Consider the following 21,713-nt stretch of genomic DNA (forward strand, 5'->3'; position numbering starts at 1 on the left):
TTTCCGCCTATCGCAGCGTGGACACCTTCCGGCCGTCGGCGAGCTCGCCGCTGAGCCGCGCCCGAGCGCTCCGCTTCGTCGGCACGGCGAGCACATGGCCGCTCACCCGCTCGCCGCCGGACGCCGTCACGGACGTGACGTCCCTGCTGCCCGCGCCGAGCAGGTACCAGCTCCCGGCCCGCGACTTCCACAGGACGCCCGCGAGGACGTGCGGATCCCGGCCGCCGCAGGCCGGCGAGTCCTCGGCCTTCGCGGCGACCGCGCCGACCGGGCCCGTCGTCTGGAACTGCGCGAGGATGCGGCTGCCGCCGCCCCGCCACGTGTCGGCCCTGGTGCAGACCCACGCGGCGGTCCCGTTGGCCTCGGGCAGCGTCTGACGGGCGTACGCCCAGGAGTTCACGGACCGTACGCCGTGCGAGCGCACCGAGGCGAGGGAGCACGCGGACTTCGCCCACGCCGCGGGCGACGCCTCGCGCGGGGCCCCCGGCCGTCCCGCCGTCAGATGGGCGGGGACCAGTTCGCCGAGGTCGGTCGACATCCGGATCGTGCCGGATTCGTCGCGCAGCCGCAGCGCGTTCCACGAGGTGCAGCCGCTGGCGGTGGCCGGACTGGCGAACGGGTCGGTGACGCCGTCCGCCGCACGGTGCAGGGGAACGTCCTTCGCGGCGGGCTTCAGCAGGTCCGCCACCGTGGCCGTGCCGACCCAAGGGGCGGTGAGATAGCGGACGTTGCCGTCCGCGCGGCTGACCACGACGGCGTTCGCCTCGCCGCTGGTCGCGCCGTCCACCCGCGCGAAGTCGAGGGCGGCGCCGCTCGTGCCCTCCTTCGGCTCGGCGTACCTGACGATGCGCAGACCGTCGTAGAGCAGGACGACATGGGTCTCGTCCACGTCACCGGCGAAGAGCAGCTGCGCGGGTCCCGGCGGCGCCCCCGCCGCGGTGCCCGGCGTGGCGGACACCTGCACGGACTCGCCCGGCCGCGCCCACACGGCGAGCGCGCGCCGCAACAGCGCCCGGTCTCCGACCAGATCGCCCCGTGCGGGCCACGTCGAGAAGTCGGTGCGCGCCGACCGCTTCCACGCGCTCGCGGACGCGGTCGTCAACTTCCCCGGATCCAGGGCGGCTTGGCCCGCGGGATTCTGGGCGTACGGGGGAGCGGCGGCGCCGTCCGGCCCCCAGCTGTCACCGGGGAGCCCCAGCAGCGCGCCACAGACGAGGGTGGCGACGGCCGCCACGCCCGCGGCCTTCATGTGCTGCCTGCGCCGCATCAGATCCGTCGGCCGCGCGTGCAGCGAACACGGGTCGAACTCCGGCGACTCCAGGAGCCCGTACGCGGCCTCCACCTCGTCCGCCTCCGCCAGCGCGTCACCCGGGTCCGCGCAGCCCGCGGCTTCGAGCACGTCGAGTACGTCGGAGTCGTCGAGCCGCTCCAGACCGCGCAGCACGTAGGCCGCGCGGGCGGCGCCGGACAGCGCGGAGAGCCGCTGGTCCAGGGCGAGCTCGTCGGACCCGCCGGAGCGGGGGAAGAGCCGCAGGCCCCACACCTGGGGGAGCAGCGACGGCAGTTGGGCCCGCCGGGGCCACGCCTTGCGCCGCAGCGGCAGGCCCGCGTCCAGGGCGGTGCGGACCACGCGCAGCCGTACGTAGGCGTAGCCCGGGTCACCGTCGCGCCGCTCGCCGGTGCCGCGCTGCGTGGGGACGACGACCTCGTCGCCCGACTTCCTGCCACGCGGCAGTGCGCGCTGCGCGAGGGCGTGCGCGGTCAGCACCCTGCGGTTGCGCCCCAGGCTGGGCGGCAGGACCAGGTAGGCGATCCTGACGAGCCGTGGATAGTGCTCGACGAGGGCGGCCTCTGCGTGTTCCACGTCTACGACGGGGGCGTTGGCGCTGGCGCTGTTCCGGGACTGGGGCTGTGACTGCACTTTCGACGACACGTTCAGCAAAACGAGCGAATGGTGAGATGGTCACTTCACCCTGGCCCCTGGGCCTTGGACCTGACCCGCCCTGCCCCGCCGCTTCGCGCCGGATCCTTTCCCACCCGCCCACCCGTTTCTCCGCGCCGATGGGTGGCCAGTAGGGGCCGGTGGCTCCTGTCGCGCCTCGGCTGCGTCTAGGGGCGGGGCCGCGGCGGTATGTCCGTCCTCGCTATCCCGGTGAGCGGCCACATTCATGCACCTCGGCTCGTGGCCACTTGTGCTCCGGGCAGACATACCGCCGCGTCCCCTCGGGTCTCGCTCGCGGCTGCGGGGCGGTGGGGCACCGGGTGGGGTGGGCTGGGGGATCGGCGCGGTCCGGGGTGTATGGAAAGCCACCCGCACCGGGGCGTGGTCGTGGGACCGGTCCGACCTACCGTCACGTCTTCTCGGGTCACGCTGTCCGGATGCGCGTGGCGACCCCGCCGGGGTGTGGTCGAGGGGCGGGCCTGGTCTGCTGCTACGTCCCCTCCGGTCGCGCTCGCGGCCGTGGGCCTGTGGGGCATCGAGTGGGACTGGGGCAGCGGTGCGATCTGGGGTGGATGGAGGTCGGCCCCCACCGGGAGCCGGTCGCGCAGCCGTCCTGAGGGGACGTGGGGGTATGTGCGAACGGAGCACAGTGGACACCGGGGCAGGGAAGCAAGTCCATTGGCTCTGGCCCCGGGATGGCGAGTACGCACATACCCCCGCGGCCCCGCCCCCAAGACGAAGCTCGCGCACCCGCCCCAGCCCCACACGGCCCAAACCAGCAAACCAACCCCAACCGGGCCAGCGACGCGCCCGCACCGGCAGACGCCCCCAGCCACACACCCACGCGACCCCACACCCAGCAGACGAACCCCGCGCACCCGCCCCCCCCGGTGCCGACCCACCCCGGCCCGGTCCGAGGCGCCCCCGCCAGCTACCCCACCTGCCACCGCCCGAACTCCACCAGCCCCCTCCCCCCGTCCCCACCATTCGTCGCGCTCATGAACATCCCCACGTCCACCCCGCCACCAGCAACCCCGGGCACCTCCACCACCGCCACCGTCCGCCACGTCGCCCCGTCGTCCGTCGAGCACTCGGCGGTGAAGGACTTGCCGGCCGTGGACCGTGTCAACCGGAGCAGTGCCGGGGCCTTGATCCCCGTGATCCGTTTGTACGTGTCCAGCGTTCCGTCGCCGTTCGTGTCGTACGAGAGCACCACTCCGTTGGCGGGAGTGACCGCCAGGTCGAGGAAGCCGGGGGAGCCCGCCGTGGCCAGGGAGTTGCGGGCGATGAGGCCGGCGCGGGCCCAGGGGCCCGTCGGGTCCTGGGAGGTGACCTGGACGGTGGCGGAGGTTCCTTCCGTCAGGGCCCCCGGCCTGTAGAGCGTTCCGAACTCCGTCGTGCCCTTCCACAGGTCGGCACCGCCCCCTTGGATCCCGTACCGGCCCTCCAACTCACCGAAGACAGCACCGTTGTTGGTGTACGTACGCCATCCACTCCCCACCGGGCCCGCCTCGAACAGCGTGCCTTCCTGGACGGTTCGTACCCGTGCCTCGCCCCGTGGCCCGTACCGCACCGCGAGTTCGTAGGGGAGTGGTCGCAGCGGGCGGTCCAGGGGGGTGCCCGGTGTGCGGACCCGCCAGGTGACCCGTCCCGTGCCGCCCGGCGCGACCTCGTCCAGGGAGGCGGGGCCGGAGGGCTCCGCGTCGATGCCGGTGAGGGTGAAGTCGACGCGGCCGGTGGCGCGGAGTCCGTTGACGTTGTGGAAGAGGGCGGTGACGTGGCCCTCGCCGCCCGGCGGCAGGGCGGGCGGGTCGGTCTCGACGTCGAGGGTGCCCTGGTAGGGGGCGCGGGAGAGTACGTCCCGTACGCGGGTGGCCGTTCGGTACGCGGAGCCTGCCGCGCGTAGGGGGTAGGTCTTGTGCTCGCGCGTCCACGGTTCCTCGACCGCGAACCAGTCGACGGCCTTCGGCTCGCGCCCCGTGGCCAGCGCGTCGGAGAGTTCGTCGAGCCACCGCTGCCACCGGGGGACGTAGAAGTCGCCCATGAGGCCCTGCCATTCGCGGTTGCCGTAGTCGTGGAGCTTGCCGCCCTCGGAGGTGTCGCGGCCGCCCCACACGGTGATGAGGACCTTCGCGGTCCGTTCGAACTCGGCCCGCTCCGTCTCGCTCGTCCCCATCCGCCGGGCGGCCTCGATCCAGGGCCCCACCAGGAAGGCGGTGTCGGTCCCCGTCAGCTCGTCGGCGAGTCGCATCAGCCGCAGCCACAGCGTCGAGAGGGCGGTGAACGTCGGCCGGTCCCCGCGGGCGTAGGCGCGCCGCAGTTGCGGCAGGAGCTGTCTGCTGCGGTGGGCGAGGGCCTGCCGGGCCACGTCCACCAGGTCGTACCGGTAGGCGGCGCTGCCGCGCAGCGCGCCCCGCACGCCGAGCAGCCCGGCGAACGCGGCGTCGAAGCGGCCGGGGTCGTAGGTGAGGGCGCGCGGCGCGTACTCGGCGGCGCGGTTGGCCGCGAGGTCGGGGCGGGCGGCGAAGAGGGAGTCGTGGGCGTCGCTGCGCTCCACGGCGGTGTGCTGGTAGGCGGTGTCGTGCAGGGCGCGCCAGGCGGCCCTGGCGTCGCCGTCGCGTCCGCCGTAGCGGAAGTCGGCGTACGAGGAGAACCAGTCGGCCCGGTCGGGGGCGTCCGCGCGCCAGGCCAGTTCGGAGAAGAGCTCGAAGGCGGCGGGGTCCCGGTCGGTGGCCTCGGGCATGAAAGCGGTGCCCGCCAGGGCGCTGTCCGCCTTGTCGCGCCAGGCGAAGAACCGCTCGTTCCAGAGGTGGGTGCGGGCGCCGATCGTGGTGCGCCCGCCGAAGTTGGGGATGGTGCCGAAGGCGTACGGCGTGCCGCCCCAGTCCTTCTCGCGGTCGGGGACGCGCGCGTACCGGTCGGACACGCCGTCCACGATCAGCATCCGCTTCTTGTCGACGGCGTCGAGGAGTTCGGGCAGCGGGTTGGCCTCCCAGCCGAGGATGACCCAGGTGGCGCCGGGCCGCGCGGTGCGCAGGGCGCTCTCCACGCCGCGCGCGGCGGCGGGCACGGGCACGTCACCGGCGGTGCCGCCCTCGTGCAGGAGGTCCATCTTGAAGTACGAGGCGGGGCCGAAGAGTTGTTCCTGGTGACGGTAGTAGGAGGCGGCGACCTGGGCGAAGGCGGTGGTGCGCGGGTCGAGCCAGTCGGGCCGCTTGAATCCGTGCCAGGAGCCCTGCGGCACGACGCGGGCGTCGCCGCCGTTGCGCTGGACGAATCCGTCGGGCACGTTGCCGTAGTAGCCGGGGAGGACGGGCGAGATGCCGAGGGAGCGCAGCCTTCGTACGATGCGCTGGCCCAACTCGACGCGGTCGGCGATGAGTTGGTCGGAGAGCGGGCCGCTGTAGCCGGACAGGTTCTGCAGCAGCCACCAGGGCTGGTGCGACGGCGCGGGGAGCCAGGCCCTCGCCTCGGCGTCGGAGTAGCCGAACTCCTTGAGGACGCGGTGGTGGACGGCCTCGGTGCCCGCGATCACCAGGACCTCGTTGCAGCCGTGCAGGGCGAGTACGTCGATCATCCGCTCCCAGTACGCCCAGTCGGCGTACGGTGCGGTGTAGCCGTCGTTGGTGTCGTTGAGCGCGAAGCGGTGCGGGAGCGTGGTGGACCGCGCCAGTGGCCTGGAGGGTGCGGGGAGCCGGTGCGGCAGGTCCAACTGGCTGCCGTTCCAGGCGATGTGGGCGCCGCACACGTATTTCAGGTACCAGTGGACGCCGGTGAGCAGCACCGCGGGCGTGGTGCCCGACACCTCGATCCGTCCGGTGGTTCCGGTGACCCGGAAGCGGTCCTCGCGGCCCCGCGCGGGGACGAGTCCGAGGCGGATCTGTTCCGCGTGATGCGGCAGGAGTCTGTTGAGTGCCGAGCGCGCGGAATCCGTATCGAAGGCTGGGCCCCCGGCGGGTCCACCGGGCCCGGCGGCGTGGGCGGCCGGCAGCGGCACCCCGCCGACGGCGGCCCCGAGGCCGAGCGCTCCTGCGGTGCCGAGCACGGTACGGCGGGACGGATCGGACATGTGTACCCCCTGCGTTGAAGGCTGCGGCGCACGGTATCCGCGTGGCCCGCGGGGCTCAACGCCGCGGAAGAAGATGGCGAGTTCGGCTCGCCGGAAGGGTCTGGTGGGACGATGAGGGCAGCGCGGAGCGTGCTCGCGGGCATGGCGGTGGGAGTGCTGCTTGCGGTGGTGGGGTGCGGCTCGGACGGTGACGGCACACCGGACACGGCGAGCGGCAGCCTGGAGCAGCTGGCGGCCAAGGCGCGGTGCAGGCCCGAGGTCCAGACGGACGCGGCCGAACTACGGCAGGCCACCTGTGACAACGGTGCCCGGCACTACGTGCTCGTAACCTTTACAAATGCCCGTGGCCAGGCCGAATGGCTCGACGAGGCGAACGACTACGGGGGTACGTACCTCGTCGGCGGGACCTGGGTCGCGGTCGGCGGTGCCCAGGACATCTCGGCGCTGCGCGAGCGGCTCGGTGGCACCGTGGTGGACGCCGCGGGAACGCACGGCGGCGCCCACCACGGCGGCCACGGGGGATGAGGCGGCGGACGGTCAGGTGCAGCGCTGCCCGGAGTTGACGCACTGCGCGACGCGTCGCATCAGCCGCTGGTCGAAGACGTTGATGAAGTCACCGTGGTCGGTGACGGGTTTGTGCAGCTGCTCGGGGAACGAGTCGACGGCGAAGCCGGGTCCCGGCGGCACGTCGTACACGATGCGCTGCACGAGCTGGGGGACGGCCCGGAAGCCCGCGGGGCAGGCGCCGGTGCGGGCGTCGGCGAAGGCGACGTGCGTACGGTGGTTGGCGCTGTCCGTGTCGCGCCCGTTCCAGCAGCTCTGGAACTTGAAGGTCCGTACGACGTCGCTGCCGCGGGGGCAGATCGGGTACTTGTCCTTCAGCTGCCGGTTCTCGAATCCGGTGCAGCTCCAGGAGGCGTTGGCGTTGGCGTCGCCGTTGGTGAACGCCTTGGCGTCACCGGTGATGATCCGCAGGAAGCGCGGCATCGCGACGACCTTTCCCGTCGGATTTCCGGTGAACTTCAGGGTGACGGAGGCAGGCGTCTGGATCTCGCCGACATTCTGGTCCTTGCCGCCGCCGTCCGCTCCCGCGTCGTTCTCGGCCTTTCCGTTCTGGAGCCGCAGGACGGGCCAGTAATAGGTCGACTTGTCGCCCTGATTGCGGCAGCTGGTCCGGCCGTTCGCGAGATCCTGATCGCTGGAGAAGGCGTCCGTCGCCTGATTTCCGACGTAATCGTGCATATGGTGAGCGCCATTGCTCACGCCGGGCGCGACGATGACGTTGTCGGGATTGAATTTGCCGTTCTTGTTGCGTCCGCACTGCGTGGTGAAGGTGCCGCGGGACGCGCCGCGGCGCTCACGGGGCTGCACGACGTTCGGCCGCACGGACTTGATGTCGACGAAGTCACCGGCCTCGGGCCCGTTGCTGCTCTGCCCCTGCCCCTGCTGCTGACCCTGTCCCTGTTCCTGCCCTTGCTCCTCGCCTTGGCCCTGCTCCTGCCCCTGCTCCTGCCCCGTGCCGGCCTGCTGGTCATCGGCGCGCAGGGTGCAAGGAGCCATGGAGTCGAGCCCGTCGGGCCGCTCGCCCGCGCGGTCCATCGCGTCGGCGATCCCGCCGAGGGTGCCGCGCCGCTGCTGCTCCAGCGGCCCCAGCACGGACTGCTTGTCGCCGTCGGCGGCCCGGCTGAACTCGTCGTACGCCTTGGTGATCTGGCTGTCCAGATCGGCGAGCCTGCGATCGACCTCGCCGCGCGCCGCGTCCGGCACTTCGGGAAGCTGATTGGCCACGTCCGGGCAGCTGATGGTGGACACCTGCTGCCCGGCGCTCCGCGGGGGAGGCTGATCCGCGCCCTCTTCGGCGTTCGCGTAGACATTCACGGCGATCAGTCCGCCGCCGCCCAGGAGTAACGCCGCGGACGCGGCGACCATGCGTCGCGCCAGCCTCGATCGTTTTCGTGAGGTACGTCCCATGGGGTTACATACGCATCAGGAACCCGGTGTGTTCAGCGCCCCTGGTCCAAATACGCGAGCACCGCGAGGACCCGGCGATTGTCGTCGTCGGAAACGGGGAGATCGAGTTTCCCGAAGATATTCGACGTGTGTTTGGCGATGGCCCGCTCCGTGACCACGAGTTGGCCCGCGATCGCCGCGTTCGACCGGCCCTGCGCCATGAGTTCGAGGACCTCGCGCTCGCGCGGGGTGAGCGCGCCGAGCGGCTGGTCGGCGGAGCGCCGGGAGAGGAGCTGCTGGATCACCTGCGGGTCCATCGCGGTGCCGCCCCCCGCCACCCTGCGGACGGCGTCGATGAACTGCTCGGCGTCGAAGACCCGGTCCTTGAGGAGATAGCCGACCCCGCCGGTGCCGTCGGCGAGCAGCTCGCGGGCGTACAGCTGCTCCACGTGCTGGGAGAGAACGAGGACCGGCAGGCCCGGTCTCGCCCGGCGCGCGGCGAGCGCGCACTGGAGGCCCTCGTCGGTGTGGGACGGCGGAAGCCGGACGTCGACGACGGCGACGTCCGGCTGCAACTCCGCGAGGGCCTTGGTGAGTTCGGGCCCGCTCTCCACCGCGGCGGCGATCTCGAAGTCGAATGCCTCCAGCATCCGCACCAGGCCGTCGCGCAGCAGGAAGAGGTCTTCGGCTAGGACAACTCGCAAGGGATCTCCATGGTCACCATGGTCGGGCCGCCAACCGGGCTGCTGACGGCCAGTACGCCGTCGAATGTACCGAGTCGGCGTTCGATCCCGCTCAGTCCCGATCCGGTGCCCACGGCGGCGCCGCCCTTGCCGTTGTCGGTGACCGCGATGCGCAGCATGCCGTCGGCGTGGTGCACGTCGACCCAGATACGCTCGGCGCCGGAGTGCTTGATGGCGTTCGTCAGGGCCTCGCTGACCGCGAAGTACGCCGCCGACTCGACCGGCGCGTCCGCCCGGCCCGGCAGTTCCACCTCGACCTCGGTGGGGACGGGGAGGCGCAGCGCGAGGGCCTTGACCGCGTCGCCGAGGCCGCGTTCGGCGAGGACCGGCGGGTGGATGCCGCGGACCAGGTCGCGCAGTTCGGTGAGCGCCTCGCCGGAGTTCTGCCGGGCCTTGGCGAGCAGCTCCTTGGCCTTGGCGGGGTTCGACTCGACGAGCGCCTCGATGGTGCCGAGGTCCATGCCCATGGCGACCAGGCGGGCCTGCGCCCCGTCGTGCAGATCGCGCTCGATGCGGCGCAGCTCGGCGGCCGAGGTGTCCACGGCGTCGTGCCGGGTCTCCGTCAAGTGGTCGACGCGCAGGGCCAGTTCACGTTCGCGCATGCTCGTGGTGGGGGCGATGAACGTACGAGCGATGCGGAAGTGGGCGCGGACGAGGGCGGGGTTCGCGAAGAGCCCGAGGACGAACAGGCCCGTGCCGAGCGCGGCCGCGTAGTTCGCGGTGGTCTGCGAGGTGACGTGGATGAAGCCGTACCACTCGCCGCCGCCCGCGTTGTAGATGGGCTCCCACACGCCGAGGGCGAGCACCCAGCCGTACAGCATGTAGAGGAGCAGCGCGGGTGCGAAGATCGCGACGACGAAGCCCGCGGTCATGTCGACGAGCAGCCACTGGAGATCGTGCCAGGTCGCCGGGTCCTTCAGCATCAGGTGGCAGCGGTCGACCTGCCCCATGAGTCCCCGCCGCATGTTCGGCGGGAAGGGCCGGTACGGGATCGGGATGTGGACGTCCGACCACTCACCGGCCTGGACGCGGCGCAGGTTCGCGTGCTTGCGCACACCGGTCAGGACCACCGGTGTGGTGAGCACGCCGATGCCCAGGGGGATGAAGGCGATCGCCAGGACCGCGTTGACGAAGCAGATGATCCCGCCCGCCAGCGAGACGACCGCCAGATACAGGCCGCGTGCACCCGCTATCACGGCCCTGCCCACCCGTGATGTCCCCATGATGTCCCTCTCCTCAGGCCGCCTGTCAGAAGGACAGTCTCCCTGGTCACGGGGTACGGGTCACTGGGCTCCCCACCCGGGCGGGGGTGTACCTGACGACACCCCCGGGGCCTCGCCCTGTGCTTCGCGCAGAGGGGGTCTCGGCGGCTGGGGCGTGAAGCCTCCGATTTCTAGCGTGAGTGACGTCTTATCCGACGCTTACTTACGCAGACTTATGGGGGCGAAACGCCATGCGGCGGAACCTCGCGGCACGACTCGGTGTGTGGAGCGCACACCACAGGAAGACGGCCGTTCTCGGCTGGCTGCTCTTCGTGGTCCTGGCCACGGTCATCGGCGGGGCCTCCGGCATGGTGACCGCGTCCGACGACGAGATGGAGGTCGGCGACTCCAGCCGGGCCACCGCGATCCTCGACGACGCGGGCATCGACGAGCCCGCGGGGGAGCTCGTCATGGTCTCCGCGCGGACGCCCGACGGCTGGCGGGACGCGGCCGCCGACCTGTCCAAGGCGCTGGAGGCCACCGGCGAGGTGCGCGGCGTGCAGGCGCCGCTGCCCTCGAAGGACGGCAAGGACGCGCTGCTCCGCTTCGAGATCAAGGGCCCGTCCGACAAGGCCACCGAGCGCGTGCAGCCCGTGCTCGACGCGGTGGAACGGGCCGGGGACGACGGCGCCGCGCACGGCGTCTCCGTCTACCAGTTCGGTGACGCGAGCGCCGGCAAGCACCTGTCCGACCTGCTCGCCGACGACCTGAAGAAGGCCGAGTTCACCGCGGTGCCGCTGGCCATCGGCATTCTCCTGGTCGCCTTCGGCGCGGTGGTCGCCGCGCTGCTCCCGGTGGGCCTCGCGCTCACCGCCTGCGTGGGCGCCTTCGGTCTGCTCTCCCTCGCCAGCCACCAGCTGCACCTGTTCGAGACGACCTACTCCGTGATGTTCCTGATGGGCCTCGCGGTCGGCGTCGACTACTGCCTCTTCTATCTGCGCCGCGAGCGCGACGAGCGGGCGGCGGGACGCGACGCGGAGACCGCGCTGCGGATCGCCGCGGCCACCAGCGGCCGGGCCGTCCTCGTCTCCGGCCTGACGGTGATGGTCGCGATGGCGGGCATGTTCCTGTCCGGCCTGCTGCTCTTCAAGGGCTTCGCGCTCGCCACCATCCTCGTGGTGTGCGTGGCGATGCTCGGCTCGGTCACCGTCCTGCCCGCGCTGCTCGCCGGACTCGGCGACCGCATCGACGCGGGGCGCATTCCCTTCCTGAACCGCCGCGCCAAGCGCGGCGCGCACGCCAGCGGCGGCATCGCGGGACGCGTCCTGCGGCCCGTCCTGAACCACCCGAAGTTCTTCGCCGTCGCCGCGGCCGCCGTGCTGCTCGCGCTCGCCGCTCCCGCGGTCGGCATGAAGACCGAACAGCTGGGCCTGGAGAAGCAGTTCGGCTCCGACGCACCGCTCTCCGTCTCGTACAAGAAGATCACCGAGAAGTTCCCCGGCGGTCCCGCGCCGGCCAGGGTCGTCGTCGAGGCCGACGACATCCAGGCGCAGCCGGTGCGCGCCGCGCTCGGCTCGCTGACCGAGGAGGCGGGGCGGAACGCCGAACTCACCGTCCACAAGGCGGCGAACGTCGCCGAGATCGCGGTGCCGCTGCCGGGCGACGGCACCGACGCCGCGGCCAAGAAGGCGCTGCGCGAACTGCGCGAGGACACCGTGCCCGCGGCGTTCGACGGCGTACCGGCCCAGGCGTACGTCGGCGGCGAGCTGGCCTCGTCGGAGGACTTCGGCGACCAGCTCGGCAAGGGCATCGTCCCGGTCTTCGCGTTCATCGCCGCGGTGACCTTCCTCCTGATGCTGTTCTGCTTCCGCTCGGTGGTGATCGCGGTGACGTCGATCGCGCTCAACCTGCTCTCGGTGGGCGCCGCGTACGGCGTGATGACCGCCGTCTTCCAGCACGGCTGGGGCGCGGAGCTGATCGGCTCGGAGAAGGTCGGCGCGATCGAGAACTGGATGCCGCTGTTCGTCCTGGTCGTCCTCTTCGGACTCTCCATGGACTACCACGTGTTCGTGGTCTCCCGGATCCGTGAGTCCCGCGACCGGGGCATGGACAACCGCTCCGCGATCCGTGAGGGCATCACGCGCACGGCGGGCGCGGTGACCGGCGCGGCCGTGATCATGGTGGCGGTCTTCTCGGTCTTCGGCACGCTGTCCATGCAGGACATGCAGCAGATGGGCGTGGGCCTGGGCGTGGCGGTCCTGCTGGACGCGACGCTGGTCCGCATGATCCTGCTCCCGTCCCTGATGACCCTCCTGGGCGACAGGAACTGGCACACCCCGCGCTACCTCTCCTGGCTCCCGAAGGTCTCCCACGGCGAGGAGGAGGCTGCCCCGTTGTGGGCAGGCGTGCCGCAGGGCGACACGGGTGGGCACAACGCCCCGGTGCCGAGCGGCCGTTGACGAGGCAGGAGCACACCTGACGTACCCCCGGCGCGGAGGGAACCCACGCCGGGGGCACAGCACGTCACAGCCCGAGAGCCTGCGCCTCCTTGACGGAGTCGAGCCCCACGACCGGCCGGTCACCCCGCTGAGGCGCGACCCCGCCAAGGCTCCGGAGCCAGCCCCACGTATCGGCCACCGTCTCGCCCACCGGCCGGGCCCGCAGCCCCGCGGCCACCGCCTTGTCCACGGACGTGACGTACACCGTGTCGTACAGCTCCCCGCCGCCCGGCACCCACACCGGCAGCTCCCACCACGGTTCGATCCCGGCCTCGGCGATCACGTCCGCCGAGGTCCACCTGAGCTCCGCGTCGGGCGCCCCCGCCGCCGCCGTACACGCCTCCAGGAATTCCCCCATGGTCGTGTGCGCGACGGGCGAGACCAGGTTGTAGGGACCGTGCAGCCCGGCCGCCGCCGCGTCGACGATCCACTCGGCGAGATCCCGTACGTCGATGTACTGGATGCCCATGTCCCGGGGCCCCGGAGCCAGCACGGGACCACCCCGGGCGACGCGGTTGAGCCACCACGGCAGCCGCCCGATGTTCTCGTACGGGCCGAGGATGAGGCCCGCCCGCGCGAGCAGCGTCCGTTCCGCGCCGAACTCGGCGACCGCGGCGAGCTCACCGCCCCGCTTGTCCTCCGGGTACGCCGTCGCCTCCGCGTCCGGATCGCCGTCCACCACGGGGTGGCTCTCGTCGGATCCGGCCGCGGCGGGGTAGCGGTACACGGACGAGCTGGACACGTAGACGTACCGCCCGGCCCGCCCCGCGAGCGTCCTGGCCGCCTCGCGCACCACCCGCGGCGCCGCCGACCAGGTGTCGACGACCACGTCCCATTCCCCGTCGGCGAGCGCGGCGAGGCCGCCCTCGGCGAGCCGGTCACCGCGCAGCGCCCGGGTGCCCTCGGGCGCCGGGTGGTGACCGCGGTGGAAGACGGTCACCTCCCAGCCCTTGGCGAGCGCCGCCTCGGTGACCGCGCGGCCCACGAACTCCGTACCGCCCAGCATCAGAAGTCTCATGCCGCCGACTCTGCCCCGGGCCGGCGCCGGGCGGAATCGGTTTCTGCTCGCAGCAGAGGATCAGTGCTGCGCGGCGGCCGGGACGGAGGCGGGTGCGGCGGACGCGGACGCGGAGGGCGGCGCGTACTTGTAGCCGACGCGCCGCACCGTCTGGATCGTCCTGCGGTGGTCGGCGCCGAGCTTGCGGCGCAGCCGGGCGATGTGCACGTCGACGGTGCGCCCGTCGCCCACGTGGCCGTATCCCCACACCGTGGTCACCAACTGGTCGCGGGTGTGCACCCGGTGGGGGTGCGCGACGAGGTGCGCGAGCAGCTCGAACTCCAGATACGTGAGGTCGAGCGCGCGCCCGGCCACCTCGGCGGCGCGCTGCACCGTGTCGATCCTGACGGGACCGGTGGCGGCGGGCCTGGCCTCGGGGACGACGGGCTGCGCGGCGACGGGCTCCTGCCCGGCGGGCACGAGCACCAGGTAGCCGACCATCGGGGGCTGACCCGGCAGGCTCGGCAGGGTGTGCTGCGGCGCGGGCAGCCAAGTGGCGCCCGGCGGCAGGAAGTCGGAGATCTGGGCCACCTCGTCCGGGGCCACGGCGCGCAGTCGGCCCCGGGCGGCGGAGACGGGAGCGGTGAGGGCGGGGGAGGCGGAGAAGGAACGGGAGTTCGCCATGGTGATGTCAGCTCTTTCGCGCGAAGAAGGAGTCGTCGAGAACGAGACGTACGTCGTGCGCGTCAGGCGAAGGCCGGGTGAACGGCTTTAGAGGGCCCGCGCGTTCATCGCGCGGCAACACACCCGGTCGAAGTCGTGGTGCTGACGGGAGGGCCAGAACGGCTCGAGGTCGTGACGACCCGTCGCGGTGATCCGGTGGCTTCCCATGACCCCATTGAAGCAGATGGGACGGTTACCGGCAGTTCCCTCTCGCCCAGTGATACGGACCCTTGGCGGCTCTTGGCCGGAAATGCACCCTGCCCGGGTGGGCGGATTCACGCCGCTCGTACGACGACGGGGCGCCCCGCCGGAATCGGTGGGGCGCCCCGTCGTCGTACGGGAGGAGCGGCGGATCAGACCTGTCCCGCCTTCTCCAGGGCGGTGCAGCAGGTGTCGACGAGGAGCCGCGTCACGACGTACGGGTCGACGTTGGCGTTCGGGCGGCGGTCCTCGATGTAGCCCTTCTGCTCCACCTCGACCTGCCACGGGATGCGCACCGAGGCGCCGCGGTCGGAGACGCCGTACTTGTACTCGTCCCAGGGCGCGGTCTCGTGCAGGCCGGTGAGGCGCTCGTCGATGCCCGCGCCGTAGTTCTTGACGTGGTCGAGCGGCTTGGAGCCCTCGCCGAGGGACTCGCAGGCGGTGATGATCGGCGCGTAGCCCTCGCGCATCGCCCGGGTGGAGAAGTTGGTGTGCGCGCCCGCGCCGTTCCAGTCGCCCTTGACCGGCTTGGGGTCGAGGGTCGCGGAGACCTTGAAGTCCTCGGCGGTGCGGTAGAGCAGCCAGCGGGCGATCCACAGCTGGTCGGAGACCTCGAGGGGGGCGAGCGGGCCGACCTGGAACTCCCACTGTCCGGGCATGACCTCGGCGTTGATGCCGGAGATCCCGAGACCGGCCTTGAGACAGTTGTCCAGGTGGGCCTCGACGACGTCACGGCCGAAGATCTCGTCCGCGCCGACGCCGCAGTAGTAGCCGCCCTGCGCGGCGGGGAAGCCGCCGACGGGGAAGCCGAGCGGACGGTCGCCCTCGAAGAAGGTGTACTCCTGCTCGATGCCGAAGATCGGCTCCTGCGCGCCGAAGCGGGCCTCGGTCTCGGCCAGTTCGGCACGGGTGTTGGACTCGTGCGGCGTCATGTCCGTGTTGAGGACCTCGCACAGGACGAGGATGTCGTCGCCGCCGCGGAGCGGGTCCGGGCAGGTGAAGACGGGCTTGAGAACGCGGTCGGAGGCGTGACCCGTGGCCTGGTTCGTGCTGGATCCGTCGAAGCCCCAGAGCGGCAGCTCGGCGCCCTTCGCCGCGTCCGCCAGGATCTTCGTCTTGGAGCGGAGCTTGGCGGTCGGCGCGGTGCCGTCGATCCAGATGTACTCAGCCTTGAAGGTCACGGGGCCTCATCCTTAAAACGTTCGGTACGGCGCAGAACGTGCGGGTGCTGCGGTGCCGTGGTGATGTGCGGCAGCCTGGCAACCGGCGATTTCCCGACCGTTGCTCTTGTGTGAACCCCGTGTTACCCGGGACGGCTGTGGTCGAGCTCACGCCCGCGCCCCGTGCGGGCGTCATTTGATGACCGCGTTGGCGCCCGCTATGGCCAGGCCGATCGCCATGTCGGCGAGGCCGATCAGGCCCGCCGAGCGCCTGCGGTAGCCGACGCGCAGCGCGGCGAACGTGCCCCAGCCGAAGAGCAGCAGCGCGTTGAGGAGCAGCCCGGAGTACGTGACGGCGGGCTCGGGCCAGCCGAGGGCGCCGGCCAGGACCAGCAGGATCACGGTGGGCCAGCAGGCGAGGATGACCGGCCATTCGTCGACGAGCGCCCAGCCCAGCTGGCGCCAGCGGTGGCCGCCGGAGCCGGGGCGGTACGTCGACATGTGGTGCGCGTAGCCGTGCGCGAGCGCGGCCGTCCCCGCGGTCACCATCACCCAGGCCGCGTCGTAGTACGGCGTGAAGGGCGCGCTCCCCGACTGGAGCGCGGCGAGCAGCGCGCTCGCGAGGACCGTTCCGTATACGCCCCCGGACATCCAGCTCCGCACGGCGCGCTCCTTTCCGTCTGCCGGATCGTTCGTCCGGCGTCGGCCTGTGGAGCCCTCAACGCTATGCAGGTGTTTGTAACGGTTTGCCGGATGTCGTGCATCGGTCGACGGTCATTCGCGGGCGCGCCGACGGTGTGTGTGGGCGCGGTAAGACCAGGCTGTGACCTGGGTGTTCGGGGGTGTGGCCGGTCCGGCGGGAGCGGCTCAGCGGGACAGCGCGTCCCGCACCGCCTCCTCGGTCCGCGCCACCACGGCCGTCCCGTCGTCCGCCGTGATGATCGGACGCTGGATCAGTTTCGGGTGCGCGGCGAGCGCCCCGATCCAGCGGTCGCGGCCCGACGCGTCGCGCGGCCACGCCGCGCGGTCCGCGAGCCCGAGCTCCTTGGCCGCCGCCTCCTGGGTACGGGTGATGTCCCAGGGTTCGAGGCCGAGCCGGTCGAGCACGGCGCGGATCTCGTCCTCGCTCGGCACGTCCTCCAGATAGCGGCGCACGGTGTAGTCGGCGCCCTCGGCGTCGAGCAGTGTCAGCGCGCTGCGGCACTTCGAACAGGCGGGGTTGATCCAGATCTCCATGGCGCACACGCTACCCGCGAACCACCCGTCACAGGCCTCTCGGCAGGAGTCTGTTCGAATACCCCAAAGCCCGTCTGGCCAGCGGCGATTGTCAGTGCCCCGCAGTAGAATCACAGTAGTGTTCGAGGGCGCCCGACGGGGGGCCCTGACCGCGACAGGAGGATGCCTGTGCCCGCTGCCGCACTCACATCGAAGTCGAAGTCCACGCCGAGGTCCGTGCTGTTCGACCTGCCCTACGTACCACGGGAGAAGAAGGCCCTGCCGGCCGGACGCCCCCGGGAGTGGTACATCACCCACAACCGCCGCCTCAAGGCCATGCGCCTGGCCATCGCCCTGCTCGACTCGGGCGTATGGATGCCGAACCAGGCGAAGAACACGACGATACGGAGCATGGCGGAGGACATCGGGATCCATCCGCCCTCCGACATCACGTGCCACATGGTGCGCGCCCTGATGCGGTACAGCCGCTGAGCGGTCGCCGCCGGTGAAATGCCGTTCCCCGCACGGGAGTCGACCGCGCGGGGAACGGCACTTTTCCCCCATTCCCGGACGGCGGCGGCATGACTCTGGGCGGACAATTGTGCGACGGGGCATGCTGTGCCCCATGACCCAGCAGCGACCCGCCGGTACGCCCGCGCCGGACCCCGCCGGTACGCCCGCGCCGGACCCCGTCGGCGAACTGCCGCTCCTGACCACCGCCCAACTCCCGGACGGCGCCCGCTTTCCCGTCCGCGCGCTGCTCGCCCGCGCGCCGGAGCGCTTCCTTCCGTCGGGCTCGGGGCCCGCGCCGGGACCGCCGCCCGCGCCCGCCGTGCTCATCCTGCCCGCGATGGGCACGCCCGCCCGCTTCTACCGCCGCTTCGCCCGCGCGCTCCACGACCAGGGGCTCACGGCGCTCACCGTCGACCTGCGCGGCCAGGGCGAGGCGACTCCGCGCGCCACCGACCGCGCGGCCCGCGACCACGGCTACCGCGTCATCGTCGAGGAGGACCTGCCCGCGATCGTCGCCGCGGTCCGCGCCGAACTCGGTCCCGAGCCGTCGCTGCATCTGCTCGGCCACAGCCTGGGCGGCCAACTCGGCCTGGTACACGCCGCGTCGGGCATCGGCCCCGGCGTCGACGGGGTGGCCCTCGTCGCCTCAGGGTCGGTCTGGTTCCGGGCGTACGGCCCCCTGCGCGGGCCCGTGCTGCTCCTCGGTGAACTGTCCGCCGCGGCGGTCTCGACCGTCCTGGGCCGCTGGCCGGGCAAGCGGTTCCGCTTCGGCGGCGACCAGGCCAAGGGCGTGATGCGCGACTGGGCGAGACAGGGGCGCACCGGCCGCTACTCGGCCACCGGCTCCGCGCTCGACTACGAGACGGCGCTTCGCGCGCTCGACCTGCCCGTGCTCGCGGTGTCCGTCGAGAACGACACCTTCGCACCGCCCGGCGCGGTCGACCACCTCGTCGGCAAGGTCCCGGCGGCCCGGCTCACCCGCCGCCACTACACCGTCCAGGACGCGGGCGGCCGCCTCGACCACTTCGCCTGGACCCGGGCGGGCGGCGCGCTCGCCAAGCAGGTCGCGGCGTGGGCGGCCGCCGAGGAGACGCGCGGGGGACGCTGAGCCGGTGGCCTCCGGGACCCGGGCCCGGGGCGGGCCCGGGGTCGCTCACCCGTTCGGCGTACCCGGCATGCGCAGGTGACCGCGGCCGCATTGGCTGCTGGTGAGGGCCCGCCGGCGCCCGCGGCGAGTGCCGGGCGGCCGGTGTCCGCCGCGAGCGCGAGAGGGGAGCGAGCATGACGACCCCGGAGGAACGCGCCCGTGCGGGCAAGGCGGCCCGCAAACGCGCCTCGCGCTCCTCGCACGCGGCCTGGATCCCCTCCGCCGACCGCCCCGACCCGGTGGCCGTCCTGGAACGCCAGGGCGCCGACCGCGTCCAGGAACTCCTTCCCATCCGCTACGGCAGGATGGCCGCGTCCCCGTTCGCCTTCCTGCGCGGCGCCGCCGCCGTCATGGCGGGCGACCTCGCCGTCCAGCGGCACACCGGCCTCACCGTGCAGCTCTGCGGCGACGCCCACCTGCTCAACTTCGGCGTCTTCGCCTCACCGGAACGCGCCCTGCTCTTCGACCTCAACGACTTCGACGAGACGTGCCCAGGACCCTTCGAATGGGACGTCAAACGGCTCGCCGCCAGCGTCGCCGTCGCCGCCCGCGAGAACGGGGCGGGCGAGAACGGCGCCCGCGACGCCGCCCAGGACGCCGCCACCGCCTACCGCAAGGGCATGCGGCGCCTCGCCGGACTCGGTGAACTCGCCGTCTGGTACGAGCGCATCGACGCGGCCGAGGCGCTCTCCCTGATCCGCTCCCCGGGCCACCGCAAGCGCGTCGAGGCGGGCCTCGACCGCGCCCGCGGCCGCACCAGCCTCCAGGCGCTCGGCAAGCTCACCGAGGTCGTGGACGGCACCCGCCGCATCATCCACGACCCGCCGCTGCTCGAACCCGCGGGCGCCCCCGACCTGGCCGCCCTGCGCAAGATCTTCGGCGACTACCGCTCCACGCTCTCCGAGGAACGCCGCCTCCTCCTGGACCGCTACCGGTTCGTCGACGCCGCCCGCAAGGTCGTCGGCGTCGGCAGCGTCGGCACCCGCTGCTACATCGTGCTGCTCGCCGGACGCGACCCGGGCGACCCGCTCTTCCTCCAGATCAAGGAGGCGGTGCGGTCCGTCGTCGAGGAGCAGCTGCCCAGCGGGCCCTACCTCCACCCCGGGCACCGCGTGGTCGCGGGCCAGCGGCTGCTCCAGGCCGCGGGTGACATCTTCCTCGGCTGGATGACGGGCCCCCGTGGCCGCGCCTTCTACTGGCGCCAGCTGCGCGACATGAAGGGCTCGGCGGACATCACCGCCATGTCGCCCGCCGAACTGCGCTGGTACGCCGCGCTCTGCGGCACGGCCCTGGCCCGCGCCCACGCCCGCTCGGGCGACCGCCTGGCGATAGCCGCCTACCTGGGCGGCTCCGACACCTTCGACCGCGCCGTGGCGGACTTCGCGCTGCGCTACGCGGCACAGAACACCCGGGACCACGCGGCGCTGGCCGCGGCGATCGCGTCAGGGGTGATCGGCGCGCTGCCGGGGGTGTGATAGGCACGTGCGCATGGCCAAGACCGTTTCCGTGTTCACCCTCGGCGGCACCATCTCCGCCCGGGACAGGGCGAGTTCACCCCGGCTGACCGGGGAGCGGCTCCTCGCCGACGCGGCGGGCGCCGTGCCCGCGGACGTCGGGGTCGAGGTCCACGACGTACGGAAGCTGCCCAGTTCCTCGCTGGACTTCGAGGACGTCGCGGAGCTCGCGGACCACGTCGAGCGGGCGCGCGGGGCCGGGCACGGCGTCGTCGTGGTGCAGGGCACCGACACCCTGGAGGAGACCGCCTTCCTCCTCGACCTGGCCTGTGCGCCCGGCACCCCCGTCGTGGTGACCGGGGCCATGCGCCGCCCCGACCTGCCCGGCGCCGACGGGCCCGCCAACCTCGCAGCCGCCGTCACCGTCGCCGCGGACCCGGGCTGCGCGGGGCTCGGCGTCCTCGTGGTCCTCGCCGACGAGATCCACGCGGCACGGCACGTACGCAAGACGCACACGACGTCCGTGGCGACCTTCGCGTCACCGGGCGCGGGCCCCGTCGGCACGGTCGTCGAGGGTCGCCCGCGCGTCCTGCTGCGCCCCGCGCGGCCCGTCGCCGACCGGCCCCTGCCGCTGCGCGGCACCGCCCGCGTCGCCCTGGTCACGCTCTCGCTCGGCGACCGCGGCGAACTCCTGGACGCGGTGGACGGGCGCTTCGGCGGCCTGGTCGTGGCGGCGTTCGGGGCCGGCCACGTACCCGCCTGGCTGGTCGAACCGCTCGCCGCGCTCGCCGCCCGCATCCCCGTGGTCCTCGCGTCGCGCACCGGCGCGGGCCCGCTGCTCGGCCACACCTACCGGGGCCCAGGATCCGAACACGACATGCTCGGCCGGGGCCTCCTCTCCGCGGGAACGCTGGACGCCCCGAAGGCCAGGCTGTTGCTGTACGCGCTCCTCGCGGACGGCGCCGACCGCGCCCAAGTGGCAGCCGAGTTCGCCGAGTTGGCGTAGCCCCCGGTGGCCCCGGCGGTCCGCTCTGCCGACAGCTAAGTACGTATCCGCCGGTCCCCGACGATCATTACAGTCCCGTCCCATGACGAAGGCCAGCACAGACGAGGTCACCACCCGCACCGCCACCACCAGCACGATCACCACCCGCACCGTCACCTACCCGGCCGACGGACTCACGATGGCCGGACACCTCGCGCTGCCCGCGGGAACGGGCCGCGCGCCCGGGGTCCTGCTCGGCCCCGAAGGGCCGGGCCTCAACGACGTCCAGCGCCGCAGGGCCGACGCCCTCGCCGAACTCGGGTACGTGACGTTCGCCTTCGACCTGCACGGCGGCGGGCACTGGTTCACCGACCCGCAGGAGATGCTGGCGCGCGTGACCCCGCTGCTCGCCGACCCCGACCGGCTGCGGGACATCGGCCACGCGGCCCTGGACGTACTGCGCGCCGAGCCGCGCACCGACCCCGGCCGGATCGCCGCCGTCGGCTACGGCACCGGCGGCGCCGTCGCGCTGGAACTCGGGCGCGACGGCGTCGACCTGAAGGCGATCGGGACGGTCAACGGACTGGTCACGGGCCGCCCCGGCGAGGCGGCCCGCATCCGCTGTCCCGTCTGGGCCGGGGTCGGATCGGAGGACCCGATCATGTCCCAGGACCACCGGGACGCGTTCGCCGCCGAGATGCGGGACGGGGGCGTCGACTGGCGCATGGTGGTCTACGGCGGCGCCCAGCACGCCTTCCACCACCCGCCGGTCGACCACGAGCAGCCCGTGCTCCCCGGCGTCGCCCACCACCCGCTACAGGCGCGGCGGGCCTGGCGCGACGTCGTCGAACTGCTCGCCGACTGCCTGCCGTTGACGGACTGACCCGCGACGCGGCACGGCGCTCGGGCGGTGC

General features: G+C 72.7%; 17 protein-coding genes. 7 read left to right on the forward strand and 10 right to left on the reverse strand.

Going from position 1 to position 21,713, the window contains the following annotated elements; genetic code table 11:
- Nucleotides 1–7 precede the first annotated feature (7 nt).
- Both ACIO9J_RS19275 and ACIO9J_RS19280 read right to left on the reverse strand, forming a co-directional pair.
- Nucleotides 8–1,921, reverse strand: a complete 1,914-nt coding sequence (locus ACIO9J_RS19275; protein WP_402000436.1) for a hypothetical protein — start codon at nt 1,919–1,921, stop codon at nt 8–10.
- Between the two features lie 952 nt (nt 1,922–2,873).
- Entirely contained in the window at nt 2,874–6,011 is a 3,138-nt protein-coding gene (locus ACIO9J_RS19280; RefSeq protein WP_402000439.1) for an alpha-N-acetylglucosaminidase TIM-barrel domain-containing protein, read from the reverse strand.
- Nucleotides 6,012–6,122: 111 nt separating this feature from the next.
- Between ACIO9J_RS19280 and ACIO9J_RS19285 the strand changes: the two genes are divergently transcribed.
- The gene (locus ACIO9J_RS19285; protein ID WP_402000442.1) at nt 6,123–6,536 is read left to right on the forward strand and encodes a hypothetical protein; all 414 of its coding nucleotides are present in this window, start codon (nt 6,123–6,125) and stop codon (nt 6,534–6,536) included.
- A gap of 12 nt (nt 6,537–6,548) precedes the next feature.
- On the opposite strand, the gene ACIO9J_RS19290 is transcribed toward ACIO9J_RS19285, so the two are convergent.
- From ACIO9J_RS19290 to ACIO9J_RS19300, 3 genes are read right to left on the reverse strand one after another with little or no spacing between them, the layout of a single operon-like run.
- A complete protein-coding gene (locus ACIO9J_RS19290) occupies nt 6,549–7,982 on the reverse strand; it encodes a DUF1996 domain-containing protein (RefSeq protein ID WP_402000445.1) in 1,434 nt (477 codons plus the stop codon).
- Nucleotides 7,983–8,014: 32 nt separating this feature from the next.
- Nucleotides 8,015–8,665: a LuxR C-terminal-related transcriptional regulator gene (locus ACIO9J_RS19295; RefSeq protein WP_402000448.1), complete on the reverse strand. Its 651-nt coding sequence runs from the start codon at nt 8,663–8,665 to the stop codon at nt 8,015–8,017.
- Nucleotides 8,650–9,927 carry a sensor histidine kinase gene (locus ACIO9J_RS19300; RefSeq protein WP_402000450.1) on the reverse strand — a complete coding sequence of 426 codons (1,278 nt, stop codon included), beginning with the start codon at nt 9,925–9,927 and terminating at the stop codon, nt 8,650–8,652. Before ACIO9J_RS19300 ends, ACIO9J_RS19295 begins: the two co-directional genes overlap by 16 nt.
- 230 nt (nt 9,928–10,157) lie before the next feature.
- On the opposite strand from ACIO9J_RS19300, the gene ACIO9J_RS19305 reads away from it, so the two are divergent.
- Nucleotides 10,158–12,365: an MMPL family transporter gene (locus ACIO9J_RS19305; protein WP_402000453.1), complete on the forward strand. Its 2,208-nt coding sequence runs from the start codon at nt 10,158–10,160 to the stop codon at nt 12,363–12,365.
- Between the two features lie 64 nt (nt 12,366–12,429).
- Here the strand turns inward: ACIO9J_RS19305 and ACIO9J_RS19310 are convergent, their stop codons facing one another.
- The 5 genes from ACIO9J_RS19310 to ACIO9J_RS19330 all read right to left on the reverse strand — a co-directional run bounded on the left by ACIO9J_RS19310 (nt 12,430) and on the right by ACIO9J_RS19330 (nt 16,721).
- The gene (locus tag ACIO9J_RS19310) at nt 12,430–13,422 is read right to left on the reverse strand and encodes an NAD-dependent epimerase/dehydratase family protein (protein ID WP_402000456.1); all 993 of its coding nucleotides are present in this window, start codon (nt 13,420–13,422) and stop codon (nt 12,430–12,432) included.
- 60 nt (nt 13,423–13,482) lie between these two features.
- Nucleotides 13,483–14,085: a winged helix-turn-helix domain-containing protein gene (locus ACIO9J_RS19315; protein WP_402000459.1), complete on the reverse strand. Its 603-nt coding sequence runs from the start codon at nt 14,083–14,085 to the stop codon at nt 13,483–13,485.
- A gap of 392 nt (nt 14,086–14,477) precedes the next feature.
- Complete coding sequence (glnII, locus tag ACIO9J_RS19320) at nt 14,478–15,506, reverse strand: glutamine synthetase (protein ID WP_402000462.1); 1,029 nt, start codon at nt 15,504–15,506, stop codon at nt 14,478–14,480.
- Nucleotides 15,507–15,677: 171 nt separating this feature from the next.
- Complete coding sequence (locus tag ACIO9J_RS19325) at nt 15,678–16,148, reverse strand: hypothetical protein (protein WP_402000465.1); 471 nt, start codon at nt 16,146–16,148, stop codon at nt 15,678–15,680.
- A gap of 204 nt (nt 16,149–16,352) precedes the next feature.
- Nucleotides 16,353–16,721: an arsenate reductase family protein gene (locus ACIO9J_RS19330; protein ID WP_402000468.1), complete on the reverse strand. Its 369-nt coding sequence runs from the start codon at nt 16,719–16,721 to the stop codon at nt 16,353–16,355.
- Between the two features lie 168 nt (nt 16,722–16,889).
- Here ACIO9J_RS19330 and ACIO9J_RS19335 point away from each other — a divergent pair, with 168 nt between their 5' ends.
- The 5 genes from ACIO9J_RS19335 (at nt 16,890) to ACIO9J_RS19355 (ending at nt 21,682) form a co-directional block, all read left to right on the forward strand.
- The gene (locus ACIO9J_RS19335; protein ID WP_402000470.1) at nt 16,890–17,192 is read left to right on the forward strand and encodes a hypothetical protein; all 303 of its coding nucleotides are present in this window, start codon (nt 16,890–16,892) and stop codon (nt 17,190–17,192) included.
- A 133-nt stretch (nt 17,193–17,325) separates the two neighbouring features.
- Nucleotides 17,326–18,321, forward strand: coding sequence for an alpha/beta fold hydrolase (locus ACIO9J_RS19340; protein WP_402000473.1), 996 nt, complete (start codon nt 17,326–17,328; stop codon nt 18,319–18,321).
- A gap of 173 nt (nt 18,322–18,494) precedes the next feature.
- The gene (locus ACIO9J_RS19345; RefSeq protein WP_402000476.1) at nt 18,495–19,835 is read left to right on the forward strand and encodes a DUF2252 domain-containing protein; all 1,341 of its coding nucleotides are present in this window, start codon (nt 18,495–18,497) and stop codon (nt 19,833–19,835) included.
- A 13-nt stretch (nt 19,836–19,848) separates the two neighbouring features.
- Entirely contained in the window at nt 19,849–20,820 is a 972-nt protein-coding gene (locus ACIO9J_RS19350) for an asparaginase (RefSeq protein WP_402000479.1), read from the forward strand.
- A gap of 82 nt (nt 20,821–20,902) precedes the next feature.
- Nucleotides 20,903–21,682, forward strand: a complete 780-nt coding sequence (locus ACIO9J_RS19355) for a dienelactone hydrolase family protein (RefSeq protein WP_402000482.1) — start codon at nt 20,903–20,905, stop codon at nt 21,680–21,682.
- The last annotated feature ends 31 nt before the right edge of the window (nt 21,683–21,713 follow it).

It is taken from the genome of Streptomyces sp. NPDC087300 (genome assembly GCF_044744425.1).
Taxonomy (GTDB): domain Bacteria; phylum Actinomycetota; class Actinomycetes; order Streptomycetales; family Streptomycetaceae; genus Streptomyces.

What these genes read in the sequence shown, in the direction of transcription:
- ACIO9J_RS19280 (WP_402000439.1), bottom strand. Translation starts at nt 6,011, where the DNA reads ATGTCCGATCCGTCCCGCCGTACCGTGCTCGGCACCGCAGGAGCGCTC.
- ACIO9J_RS19285 (WP_402000442.1), top strand. Translation starts at nt 6,123, where the DNA reads ATGAGGGCAGCGCGGAGCGTGCTCGCGGGCATGGCGGTGGGAGTGCTG.
- ACIO9J_RS19290 (WP_402000445.1), bottom strand. Translation starts at nt 7,982, where the DNA reads ATGGGACGTACCTCACGAAAACGATCGAGGCTGGCGCGACGCATGGTC.
- ACIO9J_RS19300 (WP_402000450.1), bottom strand. Translation starts at nt 9,927, where the DNA reads ATGGGGACATCACGGGTGGGCAGGGCCGTGATAGCGGGTGCACGCGGC.
- ACIO9J_RS19305 (WP_402000453.1), top strand. Translation starts at nt 10,158, where the DNA reads ATGCGGCGGAACCTCGCGGCACGACTCGGTGTGTGGAGCGCACACCAC.
- ACIO9J_RS19310 (WP_402000456.1), bottom strand. Translation starts at nt 13,422, where the DNA reads ATGAGACTTCTGATGCTGGGCGGTACGGAGTTCGTGGGCCGCGCGGTC.
- ACIO9J_RS19315 (WP_402000459.1), bottom strand. Translation starts at nt 14,085, where the DNA reads ATGGCGAACTCCCGTTCCTTCTCCGCCTCCCCCGCCCTCACCGCTCCC.
- ACIO9J_RS19330 (WP_402000468.1), bottom strand. Translation starts at nt 16,721, where the DNA reads ATGGAGATCTGGATCAACCCCGCCTGTTCGAAGTGCCGCAGCGCGCTG.
- ACIO9J_RS19340 (WP_402000473.1), top strand. Translation starts at nt 17,326, where the DNA reads ATGACCCAGCAGCGACCCGCCGGTACGCCCGCGCCGGACCCCGCCGGT.
- ACIO9J_RS19345 (WP_402000476.1), top strand. Translation starts at nt 18,495, where the DNA reads ATGACGACCCCGGAGGAACGCGCCCGTGCGGGCAAGGCGGCCCGCAAA.
- ACIO9J_RS19350 (WP_402000479.1), top strand. Translation starts at nt 19,849, where the DNA reads ATGGCCAAGACCGTTTCCGTGTTCACCCTCGGCGGCACCATCTCCGCC.
- ACIO9J_RS19355 (WP_402000482.1), top strand. Translation starts at nt 20,903, where the DNA reads ATGACGAAGGCCAGCACAGACGAGGTCACCACCCGCACCGCCACCACC.